The following is a 26,868-nucleotide window of genomic DNA, read 5'->3' as shown; positions in this document are numbered from 1 at the left end:
TGATAATTCATGTGAATTGAATTTACATGAGTTTAAATTAAAAATTAATTTTAAAAACCTAAAGTTATATTTTATGAACAAAATTTAATTCAAAATAAAAACCCTACATTTTTTTTCGGTTTTATGCATTAGTGTTTATCAAATAATGGCTACATTTAGCAGATTGAAAATATTTTTATACTAAATTAAAAATAGCTAAAAGCATATTAACCAATTATTTATATTAATTTCAATATTAACAAAGCACCTTATATATCATTATTTGATAAATATTAACACTTGAAACTATAAAAAAAAATAGTTTTAAGCATAGTTTATCATAAAGAATATATTACAAATAAAAATTATAAGATTCTCATGAAAAAAATTAAAATATTACATCTAACTGATTTTCATTTTTCAAATGAAAAAAGAGCTATACCTATACAAAATAGATTAGTCGATGCTATGATTAAATCTCTTGAAAAGGAAAAAGGGGAAATTGATTTTCTTTTTTTTACAGGTGATTTGGTTAATAGCGGAAAATCATACAATGACTTTATTGATGCAAAAACAATCTTAATCGATAGAGTATCTGAATTCTTAAATATAGGAAAATCAAACATAATTATATGTGCTGGAAATCATGATGTAAATAGAGGTAGAGAACTTGATGATATAAAAGATTCGATAAATAAAATTAAAGAAAACAAAGAATTGGACCAATATGTATTAAAACAAGATAGTAAGTCACTTATTGCTAGCTTAGAAAATTTTGACAATTATTTGAAATTTCAGAGTGAATTTTATAAAGACGAGAATAAGGATGTATTAACACCCCTTTTCACTGTTCATAAAAGAAGTAAAAATAATTTACCAATTAATATTACAACAATAAACACTGCTTGGAGAGCAATAAATTCAGATACTGACTCTGGGAATCTTTTATATCCGATTCATTTCCTAAAATCAGCTTATGAATTAATTAAAAAAGAAAATGGGTTTAACATTATATTATTACATCATCCTTTGTCTGATTTTAAATATTGGAATTCCCAATCTTTAGAGGATATTATTTTCAAAGATTATCACCTTATGTTTTCGGGGCATACTCATAAAAAAAGAGATACAATACATGTAGTACCTGAAATTGGGATGTATAGCTGTACTTCACCCGCCACATTGTCTTCAGATGGAAAATCAAAGATTGGATATTCGATTATTGAAATTGATTTAGAGAATTATAAATTGAAAATAAATAACAAATTATACCTATCAGATGAAGATGTTTTCTATTCGTCTACAACACTGAATGGGCAAATTCCAGTAAGTGATAGAAAACAAAACGAAAATAAATTTAGAGAAACAATAAGAAAAAAATTTAATCGAGAACTTGAAAAAGCAAATGATTTATTTTTATCATATTCAGACAAAAAAGATAAAAGTAACTTTTTAGATTTATTTACTGATCCAATTATTGACTCAAATTCAATGACACATATTGGGAAAAATACTTCAAAATCTAAAAAAAATTCACTTTTAGATTTAATTAATTCAAGAAATAATCAAATATTGTTTGGTAAAGATAAAAGTGGTAAAACTGCTATTTTATATAAAATATTATTAGAAAGTTTAAACGATTTCAGTATAAACAACGTTCTTCCGATATATATAAATTGTAAAGAATTAATAAAATCTGAATCCAAAATTGATGTAATAAAAGCTATTAGAGATTTTTATGAATTAAGTATTGGTGATACTGAGAAACTAACCGAAAATTATCATATAAAAATTCTTTTGGATAATTTTAATGAAAATGAAAATTTCATATTAAGCCCTTTAAATGAATATATATTTAAATATAAAAACGCATCAATAATTGCTACTGCTGAAGAAACTTTACTTAATGGTTTTTCAAACAAAACAATCAATGGAACTTTTTTTAATAATAAATTTATATGGGACATAGGTAGAACTCAAATTAGAACATTAACGAATAAATGGCCTAACCTGACAGAAGAAAGCAGGGAAATACTTCTTGAAAAAATTCATACTGTTTTTACCCAATTAAATATTCCTTCAAATTATTGGACAGTTTCCCTTTTCATATGGATTTTTGAAAAAAATGCTGATGCAACATTTCGTAATAATTTTCAATTAATCGAATTATATATTGATAATCTATTAGACAAGGAAAGTTTTGCCTTAAAAGAGTCCATTTATAAAATTGATTTTGAAGACTTTAAAAGCTATTTAAGTGAATTAGCTCATCATTTAGTTGCTAAATATAATTCAGATAACTATGTAATTTCTTATGTTGACATCATAAATTTTACAGCTGAATACAAAAAGAAGAATAGAAAATTTGTAATAGAGGTCCAAAATATTGTTGATATTATTATTGAAAAAGGAGTTTTAAAAAAACTTGATTCCGATTCATATACATTCAGGCTTAATGGTGTTTTTGAATATTTTTTGGCACTTTATATGAAAGACAATATTGATTTTCGAGACGAAGTAATAGATGATGGTCACTTTTACTTGTCTTTCGGAAATGAATTTGAAATATGTGCAGGTTTTAATAGTAGAGACATTGAATTTGTAAAAAAAATATACAATAAGACAAAAGAAATCTTCTATCCTGTTAACTATCAATACAATTTAGACAAAATTGATGACCATTTTAAATTAATAATTCAAGATAAACTTGGTGTTGATCTTAGATTACCTAAACTATTAAAAGATAATATTAAACCAATATCTATAGAAAATCAAGATGTAATTTTTGAAGAAATATTAGGTGACAACAATAAGATTGCTGAAGTGCAACAAAAAAAATATTATGAAAAAATTGAGCCTAACTCAGAAAACTTGGAGAAATCGCTATTTATTTTAGCAAGAGTTTTCAGAAACTCCAAATTCAAAGACTTAAAACTTGAGGATGAAATTTTCGATTATATTCTTAATTCTTCTTGTGTTTTAGGGTTTCAATTAATGGATGAAATAGAAGAAAATAAATTAAACTACATTAATGAAAAAACTACAGAAGAGGATTTAATGAAATTACTCACTCAATTTGTACCTATTGTTGTTCAAACATTTTTTTATGATGCATTAGTTCAAAATAACTTAGAAACAATATTAATTGAAAAAATAGAAATATTAAAAACTAAATCAAAAGAAAATCAATTTAAATTGTTAGTACTCTACTTTTCTCTTATTGACCTAAATCTGAAACAAAATCATAAATATATTGATGAAGTAATTGATATATTAAGCATGGGTATATTGAAACAAACATCTTTGATTAAATTATATATTTATTTAGCTCTAAAAGTTAATGGAAACAAAATCTTGGAAGAAAAAATTAAAGCTAGCATAAAAAATCAAGAGCTTAAAATTGACGGTTCAAAAAATATTGGGCTGATAGAACAAGGTATATCAAATGTTGGGAAATTAAATAAACGCAGATCATAAACAGTAGAACTAAATTGTTGATTACAAAACATATTGCTCCAAAAAAATCAAATCACACTAGATTTCATAAAAAAAGCCCCAAACACTTTGAGATGTTTAGGGCTTTTGGCAACTAAAAAAATGGTATTATAAAGTTGTACTGCAATATCGATGAACGGTATTATTTCCAGCCTCCGCCTAAATCTCTATAGACATAGACTGAAGCATTGAGCTGTTCTTTTTTGGTTTCTATCAATTCGAGTTTAGACTCCAAAGCATCACGCTGTATCATTAAAACTTCAAAATAATCGACTCTGGCAGACTTGAACAAATCGCTTTGGGCGTACACCTTTATAATACTCTTCATTTTAAATTTAAACTGTTAATAATGTAATATTTCAGCTAAAAACTATAAAACTTTAAGCATCTTCTTACTATAACTTTGTTTAAAAGATTATTATTAAATTTTAAAAAATAGAAAAGATGAAAAAGATATTCAATTTAAGTAAAATAATTTTAAGCGCTGGATTATTATTATTGACAATGAATTCATGCAAAAATGAAACTAAAAACTCTAAAGACGTTGCTAAAAATAAAGTAAAAAAAGATTCTACTTTATTGCACGATGCAACTTCTATAAAACTATCCGAAATCCAAATTGGAAAACTGGAATTAATGAATGGATCAAGTGAAGACGTAAAAAAATTCGCAGAGACTTTACTTGCAGATCACAAAAAATCATTAAATGATTTAAAGATGTTGGCAATCGACAAAACAATTACGATTCCTACTTCAATAAATGATGAGGGACGTAAAGAATATGATAGTTTAAATAAAGTATCTGGTGCAGATTTTGATAAGAAATTTATTGATATGATGACCGAAGGGCATAACGAAGCAATTGATAAAATGACTCAAATTTCTAAAGAAGCAACTGATGATGATATTAAAGAATGGGCTTCAGAACAAATTGTTTTATTAACAAATCATTATAAAGAAGCGAAAAAACTGCAACAAAAAATGGATTCAAATACCTAGATATTTGATTACAAAAATAAAAAAGCCCCAAACACTTTGAGATGTTTAGGGCTTTTTGGCAACTAAAAAAATGGTATTATAAAGTTGTACTGCAATATCGATGAACGGTATTATTTCCAGCCTCCGCCTAAGTCTCTATAGACATAAACTGAAGCATTGAGCTGTTCTTTTTTGGTTTCAATCAATTCGAGTTTGGATTCCAAAGCATCACGCTGCGTCATTAAAACTTCAAAATAATCGACTCTCGCAGACTTGAACAAATCGCCTGCTACATCAATTGAACGGTTCAGCGCATCGACTTGCTGTGATTTTAAATCATAGCTTTTTTCTAAATTACTGATTTTAGAAAGCTGATTGGCCACTTCGATGTAGGCATTTAGAATCGTGCGCTCATAATTATACAAAGCCTGAATTTGTCTGGCATTGGCTGAGCTGTATTCTGCTTTAAGGGCATTTCTGTTAATCAAAGGCGCTGCGATATCTCCTGCCAATGAATACAGTAACGACTCAGGAAGCGTAAACAATAGAGACGGTTTAAAAGCATTAAAACCAATTGCTGCCGAAATATCAAGTGAAGGATAAAACTCGGCACGAGCCGTTTTTACATCTAGTTTTGCTGCTTGAAGTTCCAATTCGGCTTGTTTGATATCGGGACGATTGGCCAGCAATTGAGATGGAATACCTGATTTAACCTCAGAAGGTAATAAATCTGCAAAATTAGTTTTGTCTCTCTTGATTTCCTGCGGATACTGTCCTAACAAAAAGTTGATTTTATTCTCCGTTTCTTTTATGTTCTGAAGAATATCAAACTCCATGCTTTTGGAAGCCATAACCTCGGCCTGAAATTTTTGAACAGCCAATTCAGTCGCTCTAGCCGCTTCTTTCTGAATTTTAACTATTTCCAAAGCATTGCTCTGCAAAGTGATATTCTGTTTTACAATCTCTAACTGATTATCCAAGGCTAATAACTCGTAATACGATTCGGCAACCTCGGCAATAAGATTGGTAATCACAAAGTTTTTCCCTTCAACCGTTGATAGATAACGGCTAACAGCTGCTTTCTTGGAATTGCGCAATTTTTTCCAAACATCCACTTCCCAGTTTGCATAAGCGCCTATTTTAAAATCTCCCAATGGATCCGGCGTTTCCTTGCCAGGCATGATTTCGGTAGAAGCATCACCAGCACCTTGACTGGTATAACGCCCTACTTTTTCAATTCCTGCTCCTGCTCCTATTCCAACTTGTGGCAGCAACAGTCCTTTTTTTACGCGGATATCATTTTTGGCAATTTCGATTTCCTGCAAAGTGATTTGCAGTTCCTGATTGTTTTTCAAGGCAGTATCAATCAAATTCACCAAGTTTGGATCCTTAAAATAAGTTCTCCAAGGAATAGCTGATGTATTGACTGTATCAGTACTCTTACCGAAAGATTCCGGAACAGCTTTAGTTTCTGCCAAGGGCGCGAGAGCCGGCGTACAGCTTACCACCGCCAGGCAGATGCCCAGCGGGATAATATATTTAAATGACTTATTATATTGCATGATTATCATCAAATTCTTCGGTTAATGGATTTTCTTTTTGATTTTTAACATAGGTGAATCTTTCCGCTATTTTACCGAAAATATAATACAGTCCGGGAATTATAAATACACCGCATATTGTTCCTATAAGCATTCCTCCTGCTGCAGCAGTACCAATAGTTCTGTTGCCAATTTTACCTGGTCCTGTTGCAAACGCTAACGGAAGTAGACCGGCAATAAAAGCAAACGAAGTCATCAAAATAGGACGGAACCTTGCTTTTGCTCCTTCCATTGCAGCTTCTAAAACTGTTCGGCCTGCAGCATGCCTCTGAATCGCAAACTCTACAATCAATACGGCATTTTTACCTAATAAACCAATAAGCATTACCATCGCAACCTGAGCATAGATGTTGTTCTCCAAACCTGTAAATTTCAGTAAAAGGAAAGCACCAAATATACCTGCCGGCAATGATAAAATTACTGACAAAGGCAATATAAAACTTTCGTATTGAGCGGCTAAAACCAAGTAAACGAATCCTAAACAGATAAGGAAAACCCAAATGGCCTGATTTCCTTGCGCAACCTCATCAGCAGAAATACCTGCCCAGTCAATATCATATCCTCTCGGCAATTTTTCGGCAGCAACTTCCTGAATAACTTTAATAGCTGTTCCACTGCTGTATCCTGGAGCAGCTGCACCGCTAATCTCTGTAGAAGTATACATGTTATGTCTGGTAATTTCCGAAAGTCCATATACTTTTTCTAATTTCATAAAAGCAGAAAAAGGCACCATTTCATCTCGGCTATTTTTCACGTAGAGCTTCAAGATGTCGTCTGGTTTGGCACGATATTCTGGAGATGCCTGTACAATTACCTTGTAATTAATTCCGTATTTAATAAAACTGATTTCGTAGTTACTTCCCACTAACGTAGACAAAGTATTCATGGCATTTTCAATAGATACTCCTTTTTGCTGTGCCAAGTCATTATCCACTTTCATCATATACTGAGGAAAACTGGCGCTATAGAAACTGAATACATTCGATAATTCAGGACGTTTATTGAGTTCTTTTACAAAATCACTGTTAATTTTTTCCATCTTTTTGTAATCGCCTGAACCCGTTTTGTCTAATAAACGAAGCTCAAATCCTCCTGCAGCTCCATATCCCGGTACCGCTGGCGGTTGGAAAAATTCGATATTTGCACCTGGAATATCTTTTGACTTTTCTTCCAGTTCTGTCATAATCTCTTGAACAGATTGCTTTCTATCGCTCCAATCTTTAAGATTTATCAAACAAGTTCCTGAATTAGATCCTGTACCTTCGGTCAAAATTTCATAACCTGCCAATGAAGAAACGGATTTTACTCCTTCTACAGTTTCGGCAATTTTTTGCAGTTTCACCGAAATATCATTTGTTCTTTCTAATGATGAACCTGGAGGCGTTTGAATAATAGCATAAAACATCCCTTGATCCTCATTTGGTATAAATCCAGAAGGAACAGTACTGCTTATAAACCAAGTTCCTGCACAAAATCCTAAAAGCACAATAATAGTAACTGCTCTTCTGTTTACAATTTTTCCAAGAAGATGCTGGTATTTAGTCTGCGTAAGGTTAAACATGTTATTAAAACCATCTACAAATTTATTTATAGGTGTTTTCTTTTTAGGCACTCCATGATTATTAGTCAGCATCATTGCACAAAGTGCCGGCGTTAATGTCAATGCCACAACTCCCGAAAGTATAATTGCAGTTACCATTGTAATGGAGAACTGTCTATAAAACATCCCAACTGGACCAGACATAAAGGTAACAGGAATAAATACAGCTACCATCAGGAATGTAATAGCAATAATAGCACCCGAAATCTCATGCATTGCTTTTTTAGTCGCTTTTAAAGCCGAAAGATGTTCTTCCTCCATCTTAGCATGGACGGCTTCGATAACCACAATGGCGTCATCTACTACGATTCCGATAGCCAAAACCAATGCAAACAACGTAATTAAGTTTAGCGAAATATCGAAAAACTGCATGAACGCAAAAGTTCCAATTAATGAAACTGGTACAGCAATGGCGGGGATAACTGTAGAACGCCAATCGCCCAAGAAAAGGAATACAACCAATCCTACCAAAATAAAAGCTTCAATCAAAGTATGGATTACTTTTTCGATAGAAGCATCCAAGAATTTAGAAACGTCATACGAAATTTCATAATCCATTCCTTTTGGGAATTTTTTCTTGATGGTTTCTAATTTGGCTTTTAAATCTTCAATAACTTGATTTGCATTACTTCCAAAAGATTGTTTTAGAACGATTGCTGCAGATGGTCTCCCATTCAAATTCGAATAAATATCATACATCGAACTGCCAAATTCTATATTGGCAACATCCTTCAGACGCAGAATTTCTCCATTTGGATTGGATTTCAATATTATATTACCATACTGCTCTTTGGTGGTAAACCTTCCCGAATATTTCAATACGTACTCGAATGCTTGAGAACGTTTTCCAGAGGCTTCTCCGGTTTTTCCTGGCGAAGCTTCCAAACTTTGACTGGATAAAGCTTCCATTACCTCATCTGCAGAAATTTTATAAGCTAACATACGATCTGGTTTCAGCCAAATACGCATCGCATATTCACGTGTTCCTAAAATATCTCCAGAACCAATACCATTTACCCTTTTTAATTCTGACAATACATTGATATCGGCATAATTGTATAAAAACTTTTGGTCGGTATTTTTATCGGTACTAAAAAGGTTCACGTACATCAGCATACTAGGAACCTCACGGGTAATTTTGACACCCTCTCTTACTACTAATGGCGGTAATTTATTCGTCACCGAAGCCACACGGTTTTGAACGTTAATAGCGGCTTGGTTTGGATCTGTACCCAAGTTAAACACAACCTGAATACTTGCCTCACCATCATTTCCTGCATCGGAGGTCATGTATTTCATTCCCGGAACTCCATTCAAAGCTCTTTCCAAAGGAATAACAACAGATTTGATCATCAATTCCCCGTTAGAACCAGGATAATCGGCAGTAATATTCACCATTGGCGGTGATATGGACGGAAATTGGGTGATTGGCAGATTCATCACCGACAACACCCCTAAAAAGACAATTATAAGCGATATTACTATCGACATAACAGGTCTTTGGATAAATTTATCAAACATTTGTTTCTATTTTTTTATGATTAAACCAAACTGGAAACTAACTCTATTCTGCTTTTAACCGCAAATGAGTAATAACTTCTTGAGGGGCTTCGTATTTATAGTGGATTTTATCATTGTCTTTAACCTTCTGAACACCTTCCAATAAGATTTTGTCGTTTACAGTAATCCCGCTTTCAATCATATACAAATCTGGAATTTCTCCTTTGATTATAATTTCTTTAGAGCTTACTACATCATTTTTATCCACAACAAAAACATATTTTTTATCTTGAATTTCATAAGTAGCTTTTTGCGGAATCACAATAACATTATGAAGCGGGGCATCCATCAATACTTTTCCGGTTTCTCCATGTTTCAGTAATTTACCTGGATTAGGGAATCGTGCTCTAAAGGCAATATTTCCAGTTTCATTATCAAATTCACTTTCGATAACTTCAACATTTCCTTTTTCTTTAAAAGTGGTGCTGTTAGCCAAAAGCAGTCCTACTTTAGTTCCAGCCCTGCCTTTGACATTGGTTTCATAATCCAAATATTCAGGTTCAGAAACATTGAAATAAGCAAACATCTGGCTGTTATCAGAAAGACTGGTAAGCAGCTCCCCTTCATCGATAAGGCTTCCTAGTTTCTTTGGGATTCTGTCAATAGTTCCATCAAACGGAGCTCTGATTTCGGTAAATGACAAATGAACTTTTGCAAGAGCAACTTCGGCTTTTGCCTGATCTAATTTAGCTTGAGCAACTGCCTGCTCATTTTTTGAAACTATATTTTTGTCTGCTAATGTTTTAGCATTTTTTAGCTCAATTTCGGCAGCTTTTTCTTCTGCCTGAGCTCCCAATAATTCAGCTTCATAGACTTTTGGCATAATTCGGAACAATACCTGACCTGCTTTTACAAACTGGCCTTCATCAACATAAATATTCTGCAGAAATCCTTTTTCCTGAGCACGAATCTCAATATTGCGGAAAGACTTAATTTGTGCAACATACTGCTTGGTAAACGAAGTATCAATCTTTACAGGATTAGTAACTGCAAATGTTTCGACTTCTTCTTTCTCTTCTTTCTTGCTAGTACAGCTAGCAAGGGACAACACGGCAATTAAGCCCGTGAAAACGATAATTCTCTTCATAGTATAAAATTGGTAATTAAGCGAATGGAAATTTTGGGAATACAGAAATTCCTCAGATCAAGAAATGATCATCAGTTACCAAGGCGAGACTAAGCTGTCCAGAATGAAAAAAACTTAATAAACCAACATTATACAAGATTATAAACATTGGACTTCATAAATCACACCTTTAGTAATTGATGTGAAATTGAATCAAATTCTTAGAACTCCTATTTCAAGATAAATAGGATTGTCATGGCCATAATATGGCGCAAAAAAATTAAGCTTTTTGGAGTTATCCTTGTAATGTAAATGACTTGAGTATGTCAAATACCAATTTGCTAATACATTTTTATTAACGGCTAATGCTTTATTTAAATTGCCGTTATGCAGCTCTTCATCCAAATCGGTATCAGCTTCCTCAATTAAAACATTGCCTGATTCCGCTTTTTTTACTTTTACGTGGTGTTTTTTTACTAAATCAAAAGAAGGCGATTCAGCTACAATCATTTTAGGAGCTATTTCTGCATGCAAATATTGCCCTCCGCCTAACAGCAGAAAAAACAAATACATAAAATATAAAGTAACTCCTCTCATAATGCCCCAAAAGTAATAAAAGATTAAAATAAAAAAACTATTTTTTAAACACTGTAATTCAAAAAAGCCAGCGAAATCGTTTTCTTTCACTCATATTTTACAATACTTTATATTTAATTAACACTATTCCTCATTATTTTAGTAGTTAAAAATTTACAAATATTGTTTTTAATCATCAATTTTACAAAATTACAGTACGTAAAACAATAGGATGTCAAGCGAAATTCTTGCATTTTAGTCAATAAATATATTAATATCGGTGCTATTTTTAAGTAATAGAAATCGTTTCTTTGCGAAATGAATATATAACTTAAATTATTTCATGCCGGAATATTTTTTCGATTTAGAATATAACAGCCGTACTTATGATGTGAATGAAGTCAGCTTCAAAGAATTTGAACGCTGTACTTTTAATCATTGCACGTTTTCAGCCTGTAACTTTATGGATGTTACGTTTATCGACTGCGTTTTTAATGACTGTATTTTTAATGAAGCCAAAATCAATCATGTTGGTTTGAGAACCGTAGTATTCAATCGTTGCAAAATCAAGGAAGTAAATTTTGCAATGTGCAGCAAACTCATTTTTGAAGTGCGTTTTTACGATTGCATATTGGATTTTTCTAAATTTTATACCTTAAAAATAAAGGGAACGCCTTTTATTAACTGCAGTTTGATTGCCGTAGATTTTATGGCCAGCGATTTGACCGAAGTCCTTTTTGAAAATTGTGATTTATACCGCGCCGAATTTGCTAAAGCAATTGCCAGCAAAGCTAACTTTAAGACCAGTTACAATTACACTATTGACCCGAAAACCACCAAATTGAAGCACGCTATCTTTTCATTAGAGGGCTTAAAAGGGTTGCTTTATAAACACGATATTATAGTGAAGTAATGCTTTAAAAGCACAAAAAATACCAGATAGCTGGTAGCCATCACAAATATGGACTTGCAAGAATGTCCTAACTAATAAGTTCCAAATGATTTCCTTCGTTATGCAAAATGTGTTTTGCTCTTTCAATTTCATCAATGGCCCCTTTTACAATTACAACAAATTTACCTTCTTTTACATGTTCTTGGCATTTAACCATTTCTTCTTCTCTTAACCCGGTAAAAGCTAAAAGTGAAACTAAGCCACCCGCAACTAAACCTATATCAAGCCCCCCGATAATCCCTACAAGGGCACCTGCTCCATACAAAAAGCCAAAACCAGGAATAGCAAAAACACCTATACCGCTAAGCAATCCTACTAATGTTCCTGCACTCATTCCAACAATTGCAGGCGTTTTGCTTATAGTATCTAGTGATTTAATTTGAATGTGGTCTTCCACTACTTCTGCTTTGCCTAACAGTGAAACATGATCCATAGCAAAATGCTCCTGATTCAATCGTTTTATAGCATTGACGGCTTTGTCGTGAGTATCGTAAACTGCAATTTGTGATTTCATGATATCTATTTTTAAGTTACTTAAACGATAAATCTATGTCATATTACTCTTAGTAAAGTTACCATTTAAAGCTGTATATATAGTAATAATTAACTTTATGAACATACAAAAATTCTTTCTTTTTAGTTCATTTTCAGAAGATTAATTCAATTAATAATCAATCGCACTTTATTCACACATTTTGTCAAACCTCTTTTGCATTTCTTCAAAACTGACATCTTCCTTGTGAGTAGCTATCATCCATTTATAGCCAAAAGGATCCAGCACCTGTCCTGTACGGTCTCCATAAAATTCATCTTTGAGGGGCATCAAAACTGTTGCTCCTGCATCAATTGCCTTCTGAAATACGGCATCCACATCTCTAACATATAATCCAAAAGTTAAAGGATTGCCACCAATGGTTTGAGGACTTACATTTCCCCAATCACTGTTTTCTTCAGACATCATCAGTAATGATCCTTCGATTACAATTTCTGCGTGACCTATTTTTCCATCAGGCATCAATAATCTGCCTCTTTCTGTTGCTCCAAATGCTTTTTTGTAAAATTCTATAGCTTCATCGCAGCCTTTGATTGCTATATAGGCATTCAATGTATATGCTCCTGGGTAAATGTGTGAAGTTTCCATGTGTTTCTATTTTTAAGTTTTTATTTGGCTAATAAAATACTGTCATAAACAGTACATTAAAATTACTCATTTTTCTGACATACAGAATATTACAGCTTAATTAATTTTAAAAAATCAGATTATTTAAATATTATTATTCTATTTTAAAAAAATATAACGGCACAAAAAAACCGAAGCTTATCGGCTTCGGTCATTTGTTTCTTTTAAATATATACATTCGATATTGGTAACTTCAATAATTACAAACCCGAATTTTAGATCGGAATTCTTTAAAATCAAACTAACGATTTTTTAACCAAATCTTTCTTATTACGTGAAACAGGAATTCTAATTTGATCATAAAGCAACAAAGTATATCCATCTTCTTTAAGCAAACTTTTTACATGTTTTTTATTTACCAAATGCGATTGATGACAGCGAATAAACCCATAGACACTCAACATTTCATCATATTCATAAAGCGGCACTGTAGAAATAATAGTTTCGCCTTCATCTGTAAAAAATAATGTATAGCTATTTTCGCTTTCGCAACGAACAATATTTTTCACATATACAAAACGGGTTTCTTTGAGCGATGAAATGGCTATTCTATGATCGGAACTATTATTACTTTCTTTTAAGTGATGAAGCAAATTTTGCAATTGCAGATTTTGATTTTTGTGTTTTAATCTGTTGCTTGTTTTAGTAACCGCTTTTTTTAACTCTTCAATATCAATAGGTTTCAAAAGATAATCAATTGCAGAAAATTTAATAGCCTGAATTCCATATTGACTAAAAGCGGTCACAAATATTACTTCAAAATCATACGAATTAAGTTCTTGCAAAACCTGAAAACCGTCCTTTTCAGGCATTTGAATATCCAAAAAAACCAAATCGGGCTGACTGTTTTTAATTAGTGACATCCCTTCGTTAGCATCTGTCGACGAACCAACAATCATCACCTCCGGACAATATTTTTCCAACAATCGCTTCAGATTGGTAACGTTGTGCGGTTCGTCGTCAATGATGATTCCTTTAATCATTTTTAAGCCAGTTTTTATAATAAACAGTAATTTGTGTTCCTGATAAATTACTTTGGATCTTCATATCAATTTTCATTTTTTTAGACGATTGATTAAATAACGTAATTCTATCTTTTACTAGTTTTAAACCAAAACCTTTCTGCTCCGCTAATGTATCAAATCCTTTTCCGTTATCGGCTAATTCAAAAATCAAATCATCTCCTTTTTTTGAAATAGTGAGCGTTATTTCGATGTTTTCTTTATTTGAAATACCATGTTTTATGGCATTTTCTATTAAAGGCTGCATCAAAAGAGGAAGCGTTTGTACTTCATGAACATTGATTTCCTCATCGATTGTTAAACGATACGAAAAAAGATTTCGCAACTGTTCTAACTCAATATAATTGTTGATGCTTTTTATTTCTATTTCAAGACTCTGTGTTTCTTTTTCACTAGAAGTAAGCGTATTTCTAAGCAGTGAACCAAAACCTACCAAATATTGATTTGCTTTTTCTATCTGATTATCGTTAAGCAAACCTTGAATAGAACCTAAAGCATTGAATACAAAATGTGGATTAAGTTGGGCATACAGCATTTTTATTTTGGCTTTTTGTTCCAATCGTTTTCTTTCTTCTATTTTCCTGATCCAAAAAATATAAATGACCGAAAAAATCAAGAGAGAAAGCATTCCAATAACAATCTTAAACCATAATGCTTGGTACCAATCGGGTTCAGTGTCAAATTTATAGACAGCAACATCTTGTGGATTGTCTTTGTAACGAACTTCAAGCTTATATTGGGCTCCAGATTCTTTCAATTCCAAGAAAATGATGCCATTCGAGTTTATCCATTCACCTGTTTTTGAATTTATACTGGTACGGTATTCAAAGCTGTCATAAGTTCTTTTTTTACCATTTGGCTTTCTAAAAACTAAACAAAACTTTTCGTTTTTAAAATGTCTGTTTGTATTTCCTAAAATTCTTGGAGCATAATCTTCAGGCCAGGAATCATAAAAATTAGATTTATCTAAAAATCTGTCTTTATGTAACTTATCAATAGATTCCTGAATAAAATTTTCAAAACTTTTCGGTTTTTTAAAATCTTCCGAAATTGTATTTATAATAAAAGGTTTTCTGGCACTTTCTTTCTTCTCAAGGTTCAGTTTTAAAAAACTGTCCTGTCCTTTTTTTCTAAATAAAATTACCAGTTTATCTCCGTTAACTAGTGAATCTGTGTAAGGAAGGTAGCCTTTTTCAAAATATGTTTTCCTATCAAAAACAATATCTTCGCTATAACTTATTGATTGTTGAACTGAAGTCCAATTTTTTACGATTTTATTATTTTTTAAAACCTGAACTTCAAGATTTTCAATTCTATATAAATCTTTATTCGCTTTGAGAGTATCAATGTATATATTCCCTATAATATTTCCCTTAAAATCAGCTATCTTAAGGTTTATTTTTTCTCCAAATACCGTAAAATAAAATTCATTATGCGATAAATTAGTAAAAAGTGATAAATTATTATAAATCCCTCTGCCTTGATTAGGCGAGACAAATTTATTAAGGATGAAATTATTTTCAAATCGAACAGATGTTTTGTTTAAAATAAAATAGCCATTAGCTGCAGGATCCTCAATTATCTCTTTTGATTGAGCAATACTTAGTGAAGAAACGAACAATAATAAGTAAAGGAAATTCTTCATGAGTTTGATTTTTTAGTGAATAATACATTTTTATGAAGCAAATGTAAATGCACTATTGCTAAGAAATCCGGGGTTTTTGAATTGGGTCAGATTGGTCTTGAATCAGGCAAAAAAGCAAATTAGAGTTTTTTAATCATCACATAATCTTCCATGAGATAACCTTTCCCGATTTCGATATTGACTTCATCAATAATTTTAAAGCCAATTTTCTCATAGAAATTTAAAGCTTTATTAAAGCGGTTTACGTTTAATATAACTGAAGCCGAACTATTTTCTAAAGCAAATTTTTCGATGGCTTCAATAGCAAATTTCCCTATTCCTTTGCCTTGGGTTTCTGGCAGAATATAAATTTTATGAATTTTGGTAATGTTTTCATCTTGATAATTGTGTTCAATTCCAATAAATCCCAAAGTTGATTTTTCTTCGGTAATCAAATAAAACAATTGCTCTTTTTTATCAAATTGAGCTGTTAGAGCTTCTTCCGAATAAAACAAATCCAGCATGTATTGTAATTGTTCTTCAGATAGAATTTCGCCATAAGTTATTGGCCAGGTTTTATAAACAATATTCTGAATTGTTTTTATATCGTTTTTAGCCGCTTCTGAAATTGCAATCATATTTAGTTAAGAAATATTTTTCTTGAAATTAATTGGTAAAAACCTGATTTTCCTGCTCGCTTACTCTTATAAATGTAGTTCGTTTGGTAAGTTCTTTTAATCTTGAAGCACCAACATAAGTACAAGTACTTCGCAGGCCTCCCAGAATATCCAGCACTGTATTTATAACCTGACCTTTAAAAGGCACTTGAACTGTTTTTCCTTCGCTAGCTCTGTATTCTGCTACGCCGCCAACATGTTTATCCATTGCGGTGGTAGAACTCATCCCGTAAAATTGTTTGAATTTTTGTCCACTGATTTCAATTAGTTCGCCTCCGCTTTCTTCATGTCCGGCCAGCATACCACCCAGCATTACAAAATCAGAACCCGCTCCAAAAGCTTTAGCAACATCACCGGGAATAGCACATCCCCCATCGCTGATAATGTGTCCGCCTAAACCGTGCGCTGCATCAGCACATTCTATAATTGCCGAAAGCTGCGGATATCCAACGCCCGTTTTTACACGAGTTGTGCATACAGAACCAGGGCCAATTCCGACTTTTACAATATCGGCTCCAGCCAGCAACAGTTCTTCAACCATTTCGCCAGTAACGACATTGCCGGCAATAATAACTTTATCTGGGTATTGTTTTCGTGTCTGCTTTAAAAACTGAACGAAGTGCTCGGAATAACCATTGGCAACATCAATGCAAATAAATCTTAGCAGTGGATTTGTTTTTATAATAGCACCTATTTTTACAGAATCTTCTTTTCCTGTCCCTGTGCTTATTGCAATATAATTATAGAAATCTGGAGAAACTTTTTGCAGAAAATCATTCCATTCCTGCGGCGAATAATGCTTGTGAATGGCTGTAAACAACTTTTCTTTGGCCAAAACTGCTGCCATTTCAAATGTTCCAACCGTATCCATATTGGCAGCCATAATTGGAATTCCTGTCCAAGCACTTGTACTGTGCAAAAAATTAAAATTCCGTTCCAAAGAGACTTCAGATCTGCTTTTTAAAGTGGACCTTTTTGGTCTAATCATTACGTCTTTAAACCCTAATTTTAAATCAGTTTCTATTCTCATGGCGTTACATTTTGGTGACTCTCAAATATAGCGTTTTTGACAGCGAACTAATGAAAGACATGTGAAAACTAATTATCCATTTATCAACAATCTTAGTTTAAAAACAATGAAATTATCCGTGAATTGTCTCTCCTTTACCGTAATTGGCAATGATAGATTCTTCATAAGCAAGCCATTCTCTCCAGCGTTTTTCTACATCGATTCCAACGCCATATTTTCTGGCATAAGTTATAAATGTTGTATAATGTCCTGCTTCACTTTCCATCAATTCTCTGTAAAAAACAGCTAATTCTTCGTCTTTTATATTTTCGGATAAAACTTTGAAACGCTCACAGCTTCTGGCTTCAATCATAGCCGAAAACAGCAAACGCTCCACCAAACCCGAAACTCTGCTTCCGTCGCCGCTTTTTTTCATGTACAAATACAATTCATTTACATAATCATCTTTGCGCTCGCGGCCTAATTTCAATCCGCGTTTGATGATAATGTTATGAACTTGCTCAAAATGATCGATTTCTTCTTTGGCCAAAGCCAATAAATCCTTTACCAAATCCTGATGCTCCGAATTATTCGTTATAATTGTAATAGCATTGGTAGCTGCTTTTTGCTCACACCAAGCATGATCGGTAAGAATCTCTTCTATATTTTTTTCTACAATATTTACCCATCTAGGATCGGTTGGCAGCTGTAATCGTAATACGCCCATATTTAAAATTTTAGATTTTAGAATGCAGATTTTAGAATTCAGACTTAATCAATAAAACCGAAAAAGTTTAAAGTTTTGGAATGCTTTTGGCAAACACAAAACTTTAAACTTTTAAACCTTTAAACGATTAAACTTTTTTAGAATACGAAAATAGCTCTTTCGCTCATCATTTCGTCCACTTCGCTGGCAACAGCTTCAATAACATCTTCGTTAGTATGATCTGACAATACTCTGTCGATTAAATCAACAATAGTTTCCATATCTTCTTCCACAAGACCACGAGTAGTAACTGCTGCAGTTCCCACACGAATACCTGAAGTTACAAATGGTGATTTATCATCAAATGGAACCATGTTTTTATTTACAGTGATTTCTGCTTTTACCAATGCATTTTCAGCATCTTTACCAGAAATGTTTTTATTTCTAAGATCAATTAACATCATGTGATTGTCTGTTCCTCCAGAAATGATATTGTATCCTCTTTTTACGAAAGCATCGGCCATTGCTTTTGCATTTTTTTGCAATTGCAAAGCATAAGTAAAGAACTCATCTTGCAAAGCTTCTCCAAAAGCTACTGCTTTTGCTGCAATAATATGCATTAAAGGACCTCCTTGATTTCCAGGGAAAACAGCAAGATCTAATAAAGAAGACATCATTCTGATTTCGCCTTTTGGAGTTTTCAAACCCCAAGGATTTTCAAAATCTTTACCCATCAAGATCAAACCTCCTCTTGGTCCGCGTAATGTTTTGTGAGTTGTAGTTGTTACAATATGACAATGAGGAATTGGGTCATTCATCAACCCTTTTGCGATAAGCCCGGCTGGATGAGAAATATCAGCCATCAAAATTGCTCCAATGCTGTCAGCGATTACTCTAAAACGCTCAAAATCCATATCACGAGAATATGCCGAAGCACCTGCAACGATTAATTTTGGCTGTTCTTTAGTAGCTATTTCTTGAATTTTATCATAATCTAATCTTCCAGTTTCTTTATCTACACCGTAGAAAACAGGATTGTAAACACGTCCTGAAAAGTTTACAGGAGAACCGTGAGTCAAGTGACCACCGTGAGACAAATCGAATCCTAATATTTTATCTCCAGGAGTCAAACAAGCATGGTAAACAGAAGCGTTTGCTTGAGAACCTGAGTGCGGCTGTACGTTTGCATAAGCTGCACCAAACAATTCTTTTGCTCTGTCAATAGCAATCTGCTCAACAACATCAACTACTTCGCAACCTCCGTAATATCTTTTGCCAGGATATCCTTCAGCATATTTGTTTGTTAAAATAGAACCGGCTGCTTCTATTACTTCGTCACTTACAAAATTCTCTGAAGCAATAAGTTCTAGCCCGTGAATCTGTCTGTCTTGTTCTTCTAAAATAAGGTCAAAAATTTGTTTGTCGCGTTGCATTTCTTTGATTTTCGTTAATTTCCCGCAAAAATACAAAAAAACGTTTGTTTAACTGTAAGATTATAATATATTTGACAAGTAATTTTCAACAAACAATTAACATTATCATGCCAATAACAGCCAACGATACTACAAGAAAATCATGGTTAGAAGTACTATCGGACAGTGACTTCCCTATCCAAAATATACCGTTTGGAGTTTTTCTTACAAAGGAAAACATCGTTACAGTAGGGACTCGAATTGGTGATTTTGCAATCGATTTAGGTGCTTTACAACAGTTAAATTATTTTGAAGGAATCGAACTGACAGATGATATGTTCATGCAGGATACCTTGAATGATTTCATTTCGGACGGCCAAAAAACATGGCGTTTGGTTCGAAACAGAATTGCAGAAATTTTTGACACGACAAATCCCGAATTAAGAGACAATACCAAGCATAGAGATATCGTAATCTTTAAAATGGAAGATGTAGAAATGCAGCTTCCTGTTTTAATAGGCGATTATACTGATTTTTATTCCAGCAGAGAACATGCAACCAATGTAGGCAAAATGTTCCGTGATCCCGAAAATGCATTATTGCCAAACTGGCTTCACGTTCCAGTAGGATACCATGGTAGAAGTTCCTCTATTATCCCATCTGGAATTCCTGTTCACAGACCGATGGGACAAATTCTTCCAAATGGTGAAACCTCACCTGTTTTTGGGCCATCCCGATCAGTTGATTTCGAATTGGAAACCGCTTTCATTACTACAGACTGCAATATTATGGGAGAAACTATTCCCATTGCGGAAACAGAAGATTATATTTTTGGGATGGTTTTAATGAATGACTGGAGTGCTCGTGATATTCAAAAATGGGAATACGTCCCACTAGGTCCATTCTTGGCTAAAAACTTTGCCACTTCAATTTCTCCTTGGATTATCACTATGGATGCCTTAGAACCATTTAGAACCAAAGGACCAAAACAAGAGCCGACTCCTTTCCCTTATTTACAGCAAAAAGGAAAACACACATTCGATATTAATCTTGAAGTAGCTATTGCTCCCGAAAATACGGAGCCAACAGTTGTATCCAGAACCAATTTTAAATACATGTATTGGACCATGAGCCAGCAATTAGCGCATCACACCTCAAATGGCTGCCGTGTTAATTCAGGAGATATGATGGGTTCAGGAACAATTTCAGGACCTACACCAGACAGTTATGGATCAATGCTGGAATTATCATGGGGCGGAAAAAATCCTATAACTCTAAATGATGGCAGTGAACGTAAATTTATAAACGACGGGGATACTGTAATTATGAAAGGTTATAGTCAAAATGGGCAGGTTCGTATTGGTTTTGGCGAATGTTCCAGCAAGCTGCTTCCTCCATTTGTAAGACAATAATTAAAAACTTTTTTATACTAACCGGCAATTTTATAATTGTCGGTTTTTTTTTAAAATATTTTAAGCAGAATACCCTAAGGAATAGTAAGTTTGCAAAAAAAATAAAAGCTTCAAATTCAAATAATTCATTATCCCCAAAAAATGAAAAAAATTACTTTTATAATTACATTCTTTGTGCTGCTTACATCATGTACTGGCGTAAAACAAACCCAAAACAATTTAACCTCTGGGAATTATGATGCCGCAATTGATATTGCACTCTACAATTTACGTTCCAATAAAGACAAAAAAGGCAAACAGGATTATATCTATTTGCTCGAAGAGGCTTTCGCTAAAGCCAAAGAACGAGATCTAAATACTATCAGTTTTTTAAGCAAAGAAAACAATCCTACTAATCTGGAAAAAATATACAATACCTATTTAGCATTACATGACCGCCAAGAGAAGATTAAGCCTTTGCTTCCTCTAAAATTAATCAAAGAAGGACGAAATGCTATTTTCCCATTTGATAATTATGACGACGGAATCATAAGCAGTAAAAATGCTTTATCGAATTATTTGTATACCAATGCAAAAACCTTGATGCTGACCAAAAACAAAATGAATTACCGCAGAGTGCATGATGATTTAATCTATTTGGACAAAATAAATCATGGCTATAAAGACATCTCCAAAATGATAGACGAAGCGCAGCTGAAAGGAACTGATTATGTGATTGTACTTACCAAAAATGAAACCGGTATGATTATTCCTGCTCAGCTTCAAAATGACTTATTGGATTTCAAAAGCTATAATCTGAATGACAAATGGACAGTTTATCACAGCGAAAAACAAAAAGATGTTACCTATGATTACCGCATGCTCATCAGCTTCAGATCGATTTTAATTTCACCTGAACAAATAAAAGAAAGAGAATTCACAAAAGAACGTCAAGTCGTTGATGGGCAAAGAAAACAAGTTGATGCTAATGGCAAAATCGTTTTGGACAGACAAGGAAAACCTGTGATGATAGATAATTTGATTAATGCGACTGTAAAGATTAATGAAGTCAAGCAATTTAAATCGTGTCAAATCACCGCCAAAGTAGATTACTTCGACAATAAAACCAACCAATCATTTGGATCATTCCCCATCACTAGCGAATTTGTTTTTGAAAATATTTTTGCTTCTTACAAAGGTGATTCTCGTGCAGCCGATGACGGTTACGGTCCAAATTTCTACAACAAATCAGTACCTTTTCCTTCCAGCGAGCAAATGGTTTATGATACTGGGGAAAATTTAAAAGCTAAAATCAATGGCGTTATTACAAACAACCAATTTAGAAAATAAACATTTCCACATTAAACAAAAAGCAACTCGATTTGAGTTGCTTTTTGTTTTTACAGCTGATTATAAAAGATCCCAGCACTAATTTGTGACAGATTTTTTATGGAATTAAAATTATTTAAAGCCTACAATCTGTTCCTCGGCAGCAATAACTTCTTCAACAAATTTTTTGTACTCTAAATAATCCGTTGGCTTAATATTATCCCAAAGAATAGTCACTTCTCTTTTTACTTTCAGCGAATTATTTTTCAAAAGCTCAAACTGCAAAGTGTAATTTTGATTCTTAAATGCAAAGGTTTTGCTTTCTGGTATTTCAGAGAATTTCTTTCCTTCTGGTATATTCAAAATAACTTCCGATTCATATTTATTATTATTTTCATAAAAGAAATAATTAATATCAAATTTCCTGTTTTCGGCAGCAATAATATCTCTTGTGTATACTTTATCAATGAAAGGAATTTCGGTTATCTTAAGTGCTCCGACTTTTTGCAGATTTTCATTTATTGAAAATTTAGTTTCGTAAGTAAGTGCTTTATCAAATGTTTCATTAGACAAAAGCTTCACAGACTGGAGACTAACCAATTTTTGCAGTTGCTTATTGTATCCTTTCTCTATTTCTTTTTCTCTAATTTCTTTTGTAGTCGCATCCGAAAACAGTTCATTATAGTATGATTTGGTAGCTCCTTCAATGGTATGCGTATTTACGAATGTTTTGGTTTTATCATCTAAAGTTACTACAGAAGACGTTTTTAAGCTGTTTTGAATTATAGCATCAAAAGGGATATTTATTAATTTCGAAGTCTCGTTCTCCTTTTTATCAAACGAAATTACTAATGCATTTGCATTGTATAATGAACTTGGAAGCATTCTGTAAGGTAAGTATCTGTCTGTGAGTTCCAAGAAAACAACTTTATTGTCAATTTTTGTTTGCACAATACAATGATTGAAATCCCTTGAAGGCAATCGCATTGAATTAAAACCGTTATCATTTGTTGAAACCAAAACCAAATTAGATTTCAGTCCTGCATATTCAGATAATGCTACAAACAAAGTAGAAACATCTTTGCAGTCACCTAATTTTGTTGTAATTGTTTTAGAAGGTTTTTGAGGAACATAACCGCTTTGTCTAAAATCCAAAGAGCTATAAGTAATGTTTTTTTCTATATAAGTGTAGATTGCTTTTGCTTTTTCATCATCACTCAAATTAGCAACTCCTTTTGGGAAAATAGTATTGAAAGTATCTTTGGTAATTTTATCTAATTTTAAATTTTTCTTTACCAAATCCGAATACCAATTCGAAATATCGCTCCATGATTTTATAGTTCCCACTTCAATAGCATTTGTTAAATCGCTCGAAATTGGTGCATAATCTTCTTTGAGTGATAAAGCAGGGATATTGCTTCTTTTCCAAATACTGCAGTTCTTGCCATTTATTTTTTTGTTAACTGCTACTACATCCCCATTACTAAAATCTGTGTAATACTTGCAGTCTTCTGGACTTATCAATGCAAAAATAGCTTCCGAAGATGGATATTCGCTGTCAAAATAACACGACAGATTAAAATCTTTATAGAAACGGCCTGTTCCATTTTCTATGCGTTCGTATTCTATATAAATAACATCTCCAACTTTTAAATTAGAAAACACCAATAAATCATTTCCTTGTTCGGCAGGGGCAATTGTCCCATCTGGTTTAATTATTTCAGATTTCAAAACCGTATTACTATCCAAGTTTATCGAATATTCTTTCATCTTTTCGATGCCCGTTTCTGATGTTATCTCGTATAAATACGATACTCTGGATTTTCTGCCGCCTTCAGGAAAAACATTTACGATGTATTCGTCTAATAATAGTACTAGTCCGTAATCACTCTTCAAATTAGAGTTTCTTCTGGATTTAACCAATTTATAAATATCCTTTGTAGCTACTTCGTCAATTTCATCTGGGATTTTGGAAATATCATACAGCTGTTTTCTCAGTTTTCCATTGCCAGAATTATGAGTTAAAGACTGGCGAATGTATTTCTCTGCTTCCTTATTATTTTTCATCAAATTATAAATCGCAGCTTTCTTTTCCATATTTGTAAACGAATAAGGAAAATTGCTTAAATTTTCATCAACTACAGCTAATGCTTCTTCGTATTTATTGGCGTTTGCCAAAATAGTAATGTAATCATTTCTGAAGACATTTATATTAGCATATTCCTTAATCCTTCTTTTTACAATTCTCTCAACTGCTGCCTTATCATTCAGCTCATTATAGTATGTAATCAACAAATTATCTACTTCATTAATTATTTTATCTTTCGATAATTCTTCCAAAAGAGCAATAGTTTTTGTTTTGTCATTTTTCAGTTTTAAGTACAAAGTAGCAGATGCAATTTTGAACTTTTCATTTCCGTGAGTATCTTTATCAATATCTTTCAATAATCGGAACATCTCCTCAACATCTTCTTTTTTGGAAGCGATTAAAAAATCAAACATCAGCTCACAAAAACGCTGTTTGTATTTTTTGGAACGATCTCTGTAAATCTCCAAATCAGCAATAGAAGAATTTTGAAGCCACTTTCCATCTAATATTTTTATGAATGTTACATAATAATAATCGATGTCATTTTTTTCGATATTTTTAATAATTTCCTGTTTCTTTTGTTCTTCATCACCAATTAAATCATAATACCGAAGAAAATAACTTGCAACAAAAGAACTGTTTGGGTATTTCTCATCCAAACCTTCGATCGCATCATAAGCCTCAACATATTTGCAGTTTGACTCATAAGCCGTGTATTGAAACAGCTTGTACAGCAAATTGTTCGGATATTTTTTTATCAGATCATCAAAATACGCTTCATAATCCAATTTTAAAACTTCGGCCTCGGCGGTATCCGCTTTCGAAACAGTATATGGCAAATATGTATTACTAAATTTCAAATCATTAGCAATAGTATAATCCAGATTTTTTACTTGTGCCGAAAAATAATCGCCGCCTCCTGAGGCAGATAATTTAAAAAGCAGTCTGTTAACTCCTTTCTCTAAATCAATTTTCAGAGTATAAGCATCAAGATTTGTTCTCTTAATATCTTGGTTAAAATAGATTTCCTTATCATTCAAAAATATTTTTAATCCCTGACTGGCTCCAAAACGCAATAAAAAACTTTTCTTTTCCGGCGAATCAATAAAAGTTTGGGCATATATAATTCCGCTTCCATATTCTCCTTCGTTTGTGAAAAACTGATACGCATCATTTTCAATATCTTTTGGATTATACCAGCCAATTTTACCATTGCTGTTGGCATCAAAAAGTTTATCGTTTTTAGCATAAATTTCAGGTTCATATTCTATTTCTAAACCGCTTCCGTTTAAATTCTCAAAAACCCCGCAAAACTGCCATTGTGTTATAGCTCCTAAATCAGAAAAAGATTTTTGAGCCGCTTCAAACTGCATTCTTTTACGCTCAAATATTGCCTTTCTGTATTTTACGATAGGTAAATCTTTAAACTTTGGTGATGAAGCCAGATAATCGATTTTATTATAAGTCAAATCATTGCAGGCATCCGTCGAAATATCACTGAGTACCATATCTCTGTTAATAAAAGGAGCGATATAATATTGTGAATTAGGCAGTTTTTCTAAGTTTTTAAGCAACGTTTCGTCAAAACTTATTCTACCGGACTGTTCATCTATAAAAGCATCCAAAAACAGCAAGTCAATGTTAGTTGTTTTAGTTTTTCCAAATTGCTTATCAAATAAGATTCTGGCTTCATCTCTTTTATTATTAATCAATAAATTCAGAACGTTTGTATAATCTTGGGAATAGCTAAAATTGGTAAGAAACAGTAGAAACAGAATAGTAATTTTTCTCATAGTTTTGGTTGGTTAAATAGCTTTTTAATTTTTATCTTCTAATAAAGGAACAAAACGAAATTCTCCAAATTCATGCTTTTCAAATTGAGTCTCATTGACACGAATAAGCATTGTCATAATTTGAACATTCTCCCCTAAAGGAATAACGAGTCTCCCTCCCACTTTGAGCTGTGCCATTAAAGGCTGCGGGATGAAAGGAGCCCCAGCAGTAACAATAACACTATCAAAAGGCGCATGATTTGGAAGTCCTTTATAGCCATCGCCAAAAGAAAGATGTTTGGGGCGGATTCCAAGTTTTGGCAATAAAGCAGAAGTTTGCTTGAACAGCTCATTTTGTCTTTCGATAGAAAAAACTTGAGCTCCCATTAAACACAAAACCGCAGTTTGATATCCAGAACCGGTTCCTATTTCCAATACTTTATGCCCTTTTTGAATTTCTAATAATTGAGATTGAAAAGCTACAGTATAAGGCTGTGAAATAGTCTGGCCTGCTGCGATAGGAAAAGCCTTATCCTGATAGGCATAATCTTCAAAACTAGAATTTAAAAATAAATGACGCGGGATTTTTTTAATGGCTTCCAGCACATTTTTATCCGTAATCCCTTTTTGCTTTAATATATTCACTAATTGATTACGAAGTCCTTGATGCTTGGCTGTGTCTTTCAAAATTTAAGGTTTTTATTATAGAACAAAAATAGAAAACTAAATCAATTTCCTCTTCAAAATAAAAATCAAATTACCGCTCCCAAATAATAAAAATTAAGCATACAATTTAGAATTTTATAAATTGGAATTTCTTATTTTATTACTATTTTTGTGGAAACATCAT

General features: G+C 32.8%; 19 protein-coding genes and 1 pseudogene. 5 read left to right on the top strand and 15 right to left on the bottom strand.

Annotated elements, in window-relative coordinates:
• Nucleotides 1-357 precede the first annotated feature (357 nt).
• Entirely contained in the window at nucleotides 358-3,456 is a 3,099-nt protein-coding gene (locus tag CLU83_RS03165; protein WP_100430277.1) for a metallophosphoesterase, read from the top strand.
• Nucleotides 3,457-3,616: 160 nt separating this feature from the next.
• Here the strand turns inward: CLU83_RS03165 and CLU83_RS03160 are convergent.
• Nucleotides 3,617-3,772 (bottom strand): annotated as a pseudogene (locus CLU83_RS03160) (TolC family protein); the annotation flags it as partial.
• 146 nt (nucleotides 3,773-3,918) lie between these two features.
• Between CLU83_RS03160 and CLU83_RS03155 the strand changes: the two are divergent.
• Nucleotides 3,919-4,473 (top strand): DUF4142 domain-containing protein, encoded by a 555-nt coding sequence (locus CLU83_RS03155; RefSeq protein WP_100430276.1) that lies wholly within the window; start codon nucleotides 3,919-3,921, stop codon nucleotides 4,471-4,473.
• 110 nt (nucleotides 4,474-4,583) lie between these two features.
• Here CLU83_RS03155 and CLU83_RS03150 read toward each other — a convergent pair whose 3' ends face one another.
• From CLU83_RS03150 to CLU83_RS03135, 4 genes are all read right to left on the bottom strand, one after another.
• Entirely contained in the window at nucleotides 4,584-6,014 is a 1,431-nt protein-coding gene (locus tag CLU83_RS03150; RefSeq protein ID WP_198512235.1) for a TolC family protein, read from the bottom strand.
• Nucleotides 6,004-9,174, bottom strand: coding sequence for an efflux RND transporter permease subunit (locus CLU83_RS03145; protein ID WP_100430275.1), 3,171 nt, complete (start codon nucleotides 9,172-9,174; stop codon nucleotides 6,004-6,006). Before CLU83_RS03145 ends, CLU83_RS03150 begins: the two co-directional genes overlap by 11 nt.
• 43 nt (nucleotides 9,175-9,217) lie before the next feature.
• Nucleotides 9,218-10,300, bottom strand: coding sequence for an efflux RND transporter periplasmic adaptor subunit (locus CLU83_RS03140; RefSeq protein WP_100430274.1), 1,083 nt, complete (start codon nucleotides 10,298-10,300; stop codon nucleotides 9,218-9,220).
• Between the two features lie 192 nt (nucleotides 10,301-10,492).
• Nucleotides 10,493-10,876, bottom strand: coding sequence for a hypothetical protein (locus CLU83_RS03135; protein WP_100430273.1), 384 nt, complete (start codon nucleotides 10,874-10,876; stop codon nucleotides 10,493-10,495).
• A gap of 322 nt (nucleotides 10,877-11,198) precedes the next feature.
• Between CLU83_RS03135 and CLU83_RS03130 the strand changes: the two genes are divergently transcribed.
• Nucleotides 11,199-11,768 (top strand): pentapeptide repeat-containing protein, encoded by a 570-nt coding sequence (locus CLU83_RS03130; RefSeq protein ID WP_100430272.1) that lies wholly within the window; start codon nucleotides 11,199-11,201, stop codon nucleotides 11,766-11,768.
• 67 nt (nucleotides 11,769-11,835) lie between these two features.
• Here the strand turns inward: CLU83_RS03130 and CLU83_RS03125 are convergent, their stop codons facing one another.
• The 8 genes from CLU83_RS03125 to glyA all read right to left on the bottom strand — a co-directional run bounded on the left by CLU83_RS03125 (nucleotide 11,836) and on the right by glyA (nucleotide 19,458).
• Entirely contained in the window at nucleotides 11,836-12,321 is a 486-nt protein-coding gene (locus tag CLU83_RS03125; RefSeq protein WP_100430271.1) for a hypothetical protein, read from the bottom strand.
• Nucleotides 12,322-12,489: 168 nt separating this feature from the next.
• Nucleotides 12,490-12,948: a VOC family protein gene (locus CLU83_RS03120; protein WP_100430270.1), complete on the bottom strand. Its 459-nt coding sequence runs from the start codon at nucleotides 12,946-12,948 to the stop codon at nucleotides 12,490-12,492.
• Between the two features lie 275 nt (nucleotides 12,949-13,223).
• Nucleotides 13,224-13,970 carry a LytTR family DNA-binding domain-containing protein gene (locus CLU83_RS03115; RefSeq protein ID WP_100430269.1) on the bottom strand — a complete coding sequence of 249 codons (747 nt, stop codon included), beginning with the start codon at nucleotides 13,968-13,970 and terminating at the stop codon, nucleotides 13,224-13,226.
• Complete coding sequence (locus CLU83_RS03110; protein WP_100430268.1) at nucleotides 13,963-15,654, bottom strand: sensor histidine kinase; 1,692 nt, start codon at nucleotides 15,652-15,654, stop codon at nucleotides 13,963-13,965. Before CLU83_RS03110 ends, CLU83_RS03115 begins: the two co-directional genes overlap by 8 nt.
• A gap of 119 nt (nucleotides 15,655-15,773) precedes the next feature.
• Complete coding sequence (locus CLU83_RS03105) at nucleotides 15,774-16,271, bottom strand: GNAT family N-acetyltransferase (protein ID WP_100430267.1); 498 nt, start codon at nucleotides 16,269-16,271, stop codon at nucleotides 15,774-15,776.
• Nucleotides 16,272-16,299: 28 nt separating this feature from the next.
• Entirely contained in the window at nucleotides 16,300-17,340 is a 1,041-nt protein-coding gene (locus CLU83_RS03100) for a GMP reductase (RefSeq protein ID WP_100430266.1), read from the bottom strand.
• 112 nt (nucleotides 17,341-17,452) lie between these two features.
• Nucleotides 17,453-18,046 carry a tRNA-(ms[2]io[6]A)-hydroxylase gene (locus CLU83_RS03095; RefSeq protein WP_100430265.1) on the bottom strand — a complete coding sequence of 198 codons (594 nt, stop codon included), beginning with the start codon at nucleotides 18,044-18,046 and terminating at the stop codon, nucleotides 17,453-17,455.
• A 137-nt stretch (nucleotides 18,047-18,183) separates the two neighbouring features.
• Nucleotides 18,184-19,458, bottom strand: coding sequence for a serine hydroxymethyltransferase (gene glyA, locus CLU83_RS03090; protein WP_100430264.1), 1,275 nt, complete (start codon nucleotides 19,456-19,458; stop codon nucleotides 18,184-18,186).
• A 107-nt stretch (nucleotides 19,459-19,565) separates the two neighbouring features.
• On the opposite strand from glyA, the gene fahA reads away from it, so the two are divergent.
• Both fahA and CLU83_RS03080 read left to right on the top strand, forming a co-directional pair.
• Entirely contained in the window at nucleotides 19,566-20,849 is a 1,284-nt protein-coding gene (gene fahA / locus CLU83_RS03085; protein WP_100430263.1) for a fumarylacetoacetase, read from the top strand.
• A 141-nt stretch (nucleotides 20,850-20,990) separates the two neighbouring features.
• Nucleotides 20,991-22,178 (top strand): hypothetical protein, encoded by a 1,188-nt coding sequence (locus CLU83_RS03080; RefSeq protein ID WP_100430262.1) that lies wholly within the window; start codon nucleotides 20,991-20,993, stop codon nucleotides 22,176-22,178.
• 111 nt (nucleotides 22,179-22,289) lie between these two features.
• On the opposite strand, the gene CLU83_RS03075 is transcribed toward CLU83_RS03080, so the two are convergent.
• The gene (locus CLU83_RS03075) at nucleotides 22,290-26,039 is read right to left on the bottom strand and encodes a transglutaminase domain-containing protein (RefSeq protein WP_100430261.1); all 3,750 of its coding nucleotides are present in this window, start codon (nucleotides 26,037-26,039) and stop codon (nucleotides 22,290-22,292) included.
• A gap of 24 nt (nucleotides 26,040-26,063) precedes the next feature.
• On the bottom strand, nucleotides 26,064-26,705 hold the full coding sequence (locus tag CLU83_RS03070) for a protein-L-isoaspartate(D-aspartate) O-methyltransferase (protein ID WP_100430260.1): 642 nt from the start codon (nucleotides 26,703-26,705) through the stop codon (nucleotides 26,064-26,066).
• Nucleotides 26,706-26,868: the final 163 nt, after the last annotated feature.

It is taken from the genome of Flavobacterium sp. 1 (genome assembly GCF_002797935.1).
Classification (GTDB): Bacteria; Bacteroidota; Bacteroidia; order Flavobacteriales; family Flavobacteriaceae; genus Flavobacterium.
The sequence above is the reverse complement of the archived record's forward strand: the minus strand, read 5'-3'. Positions and strand labels throughout refer to the sequence as shown.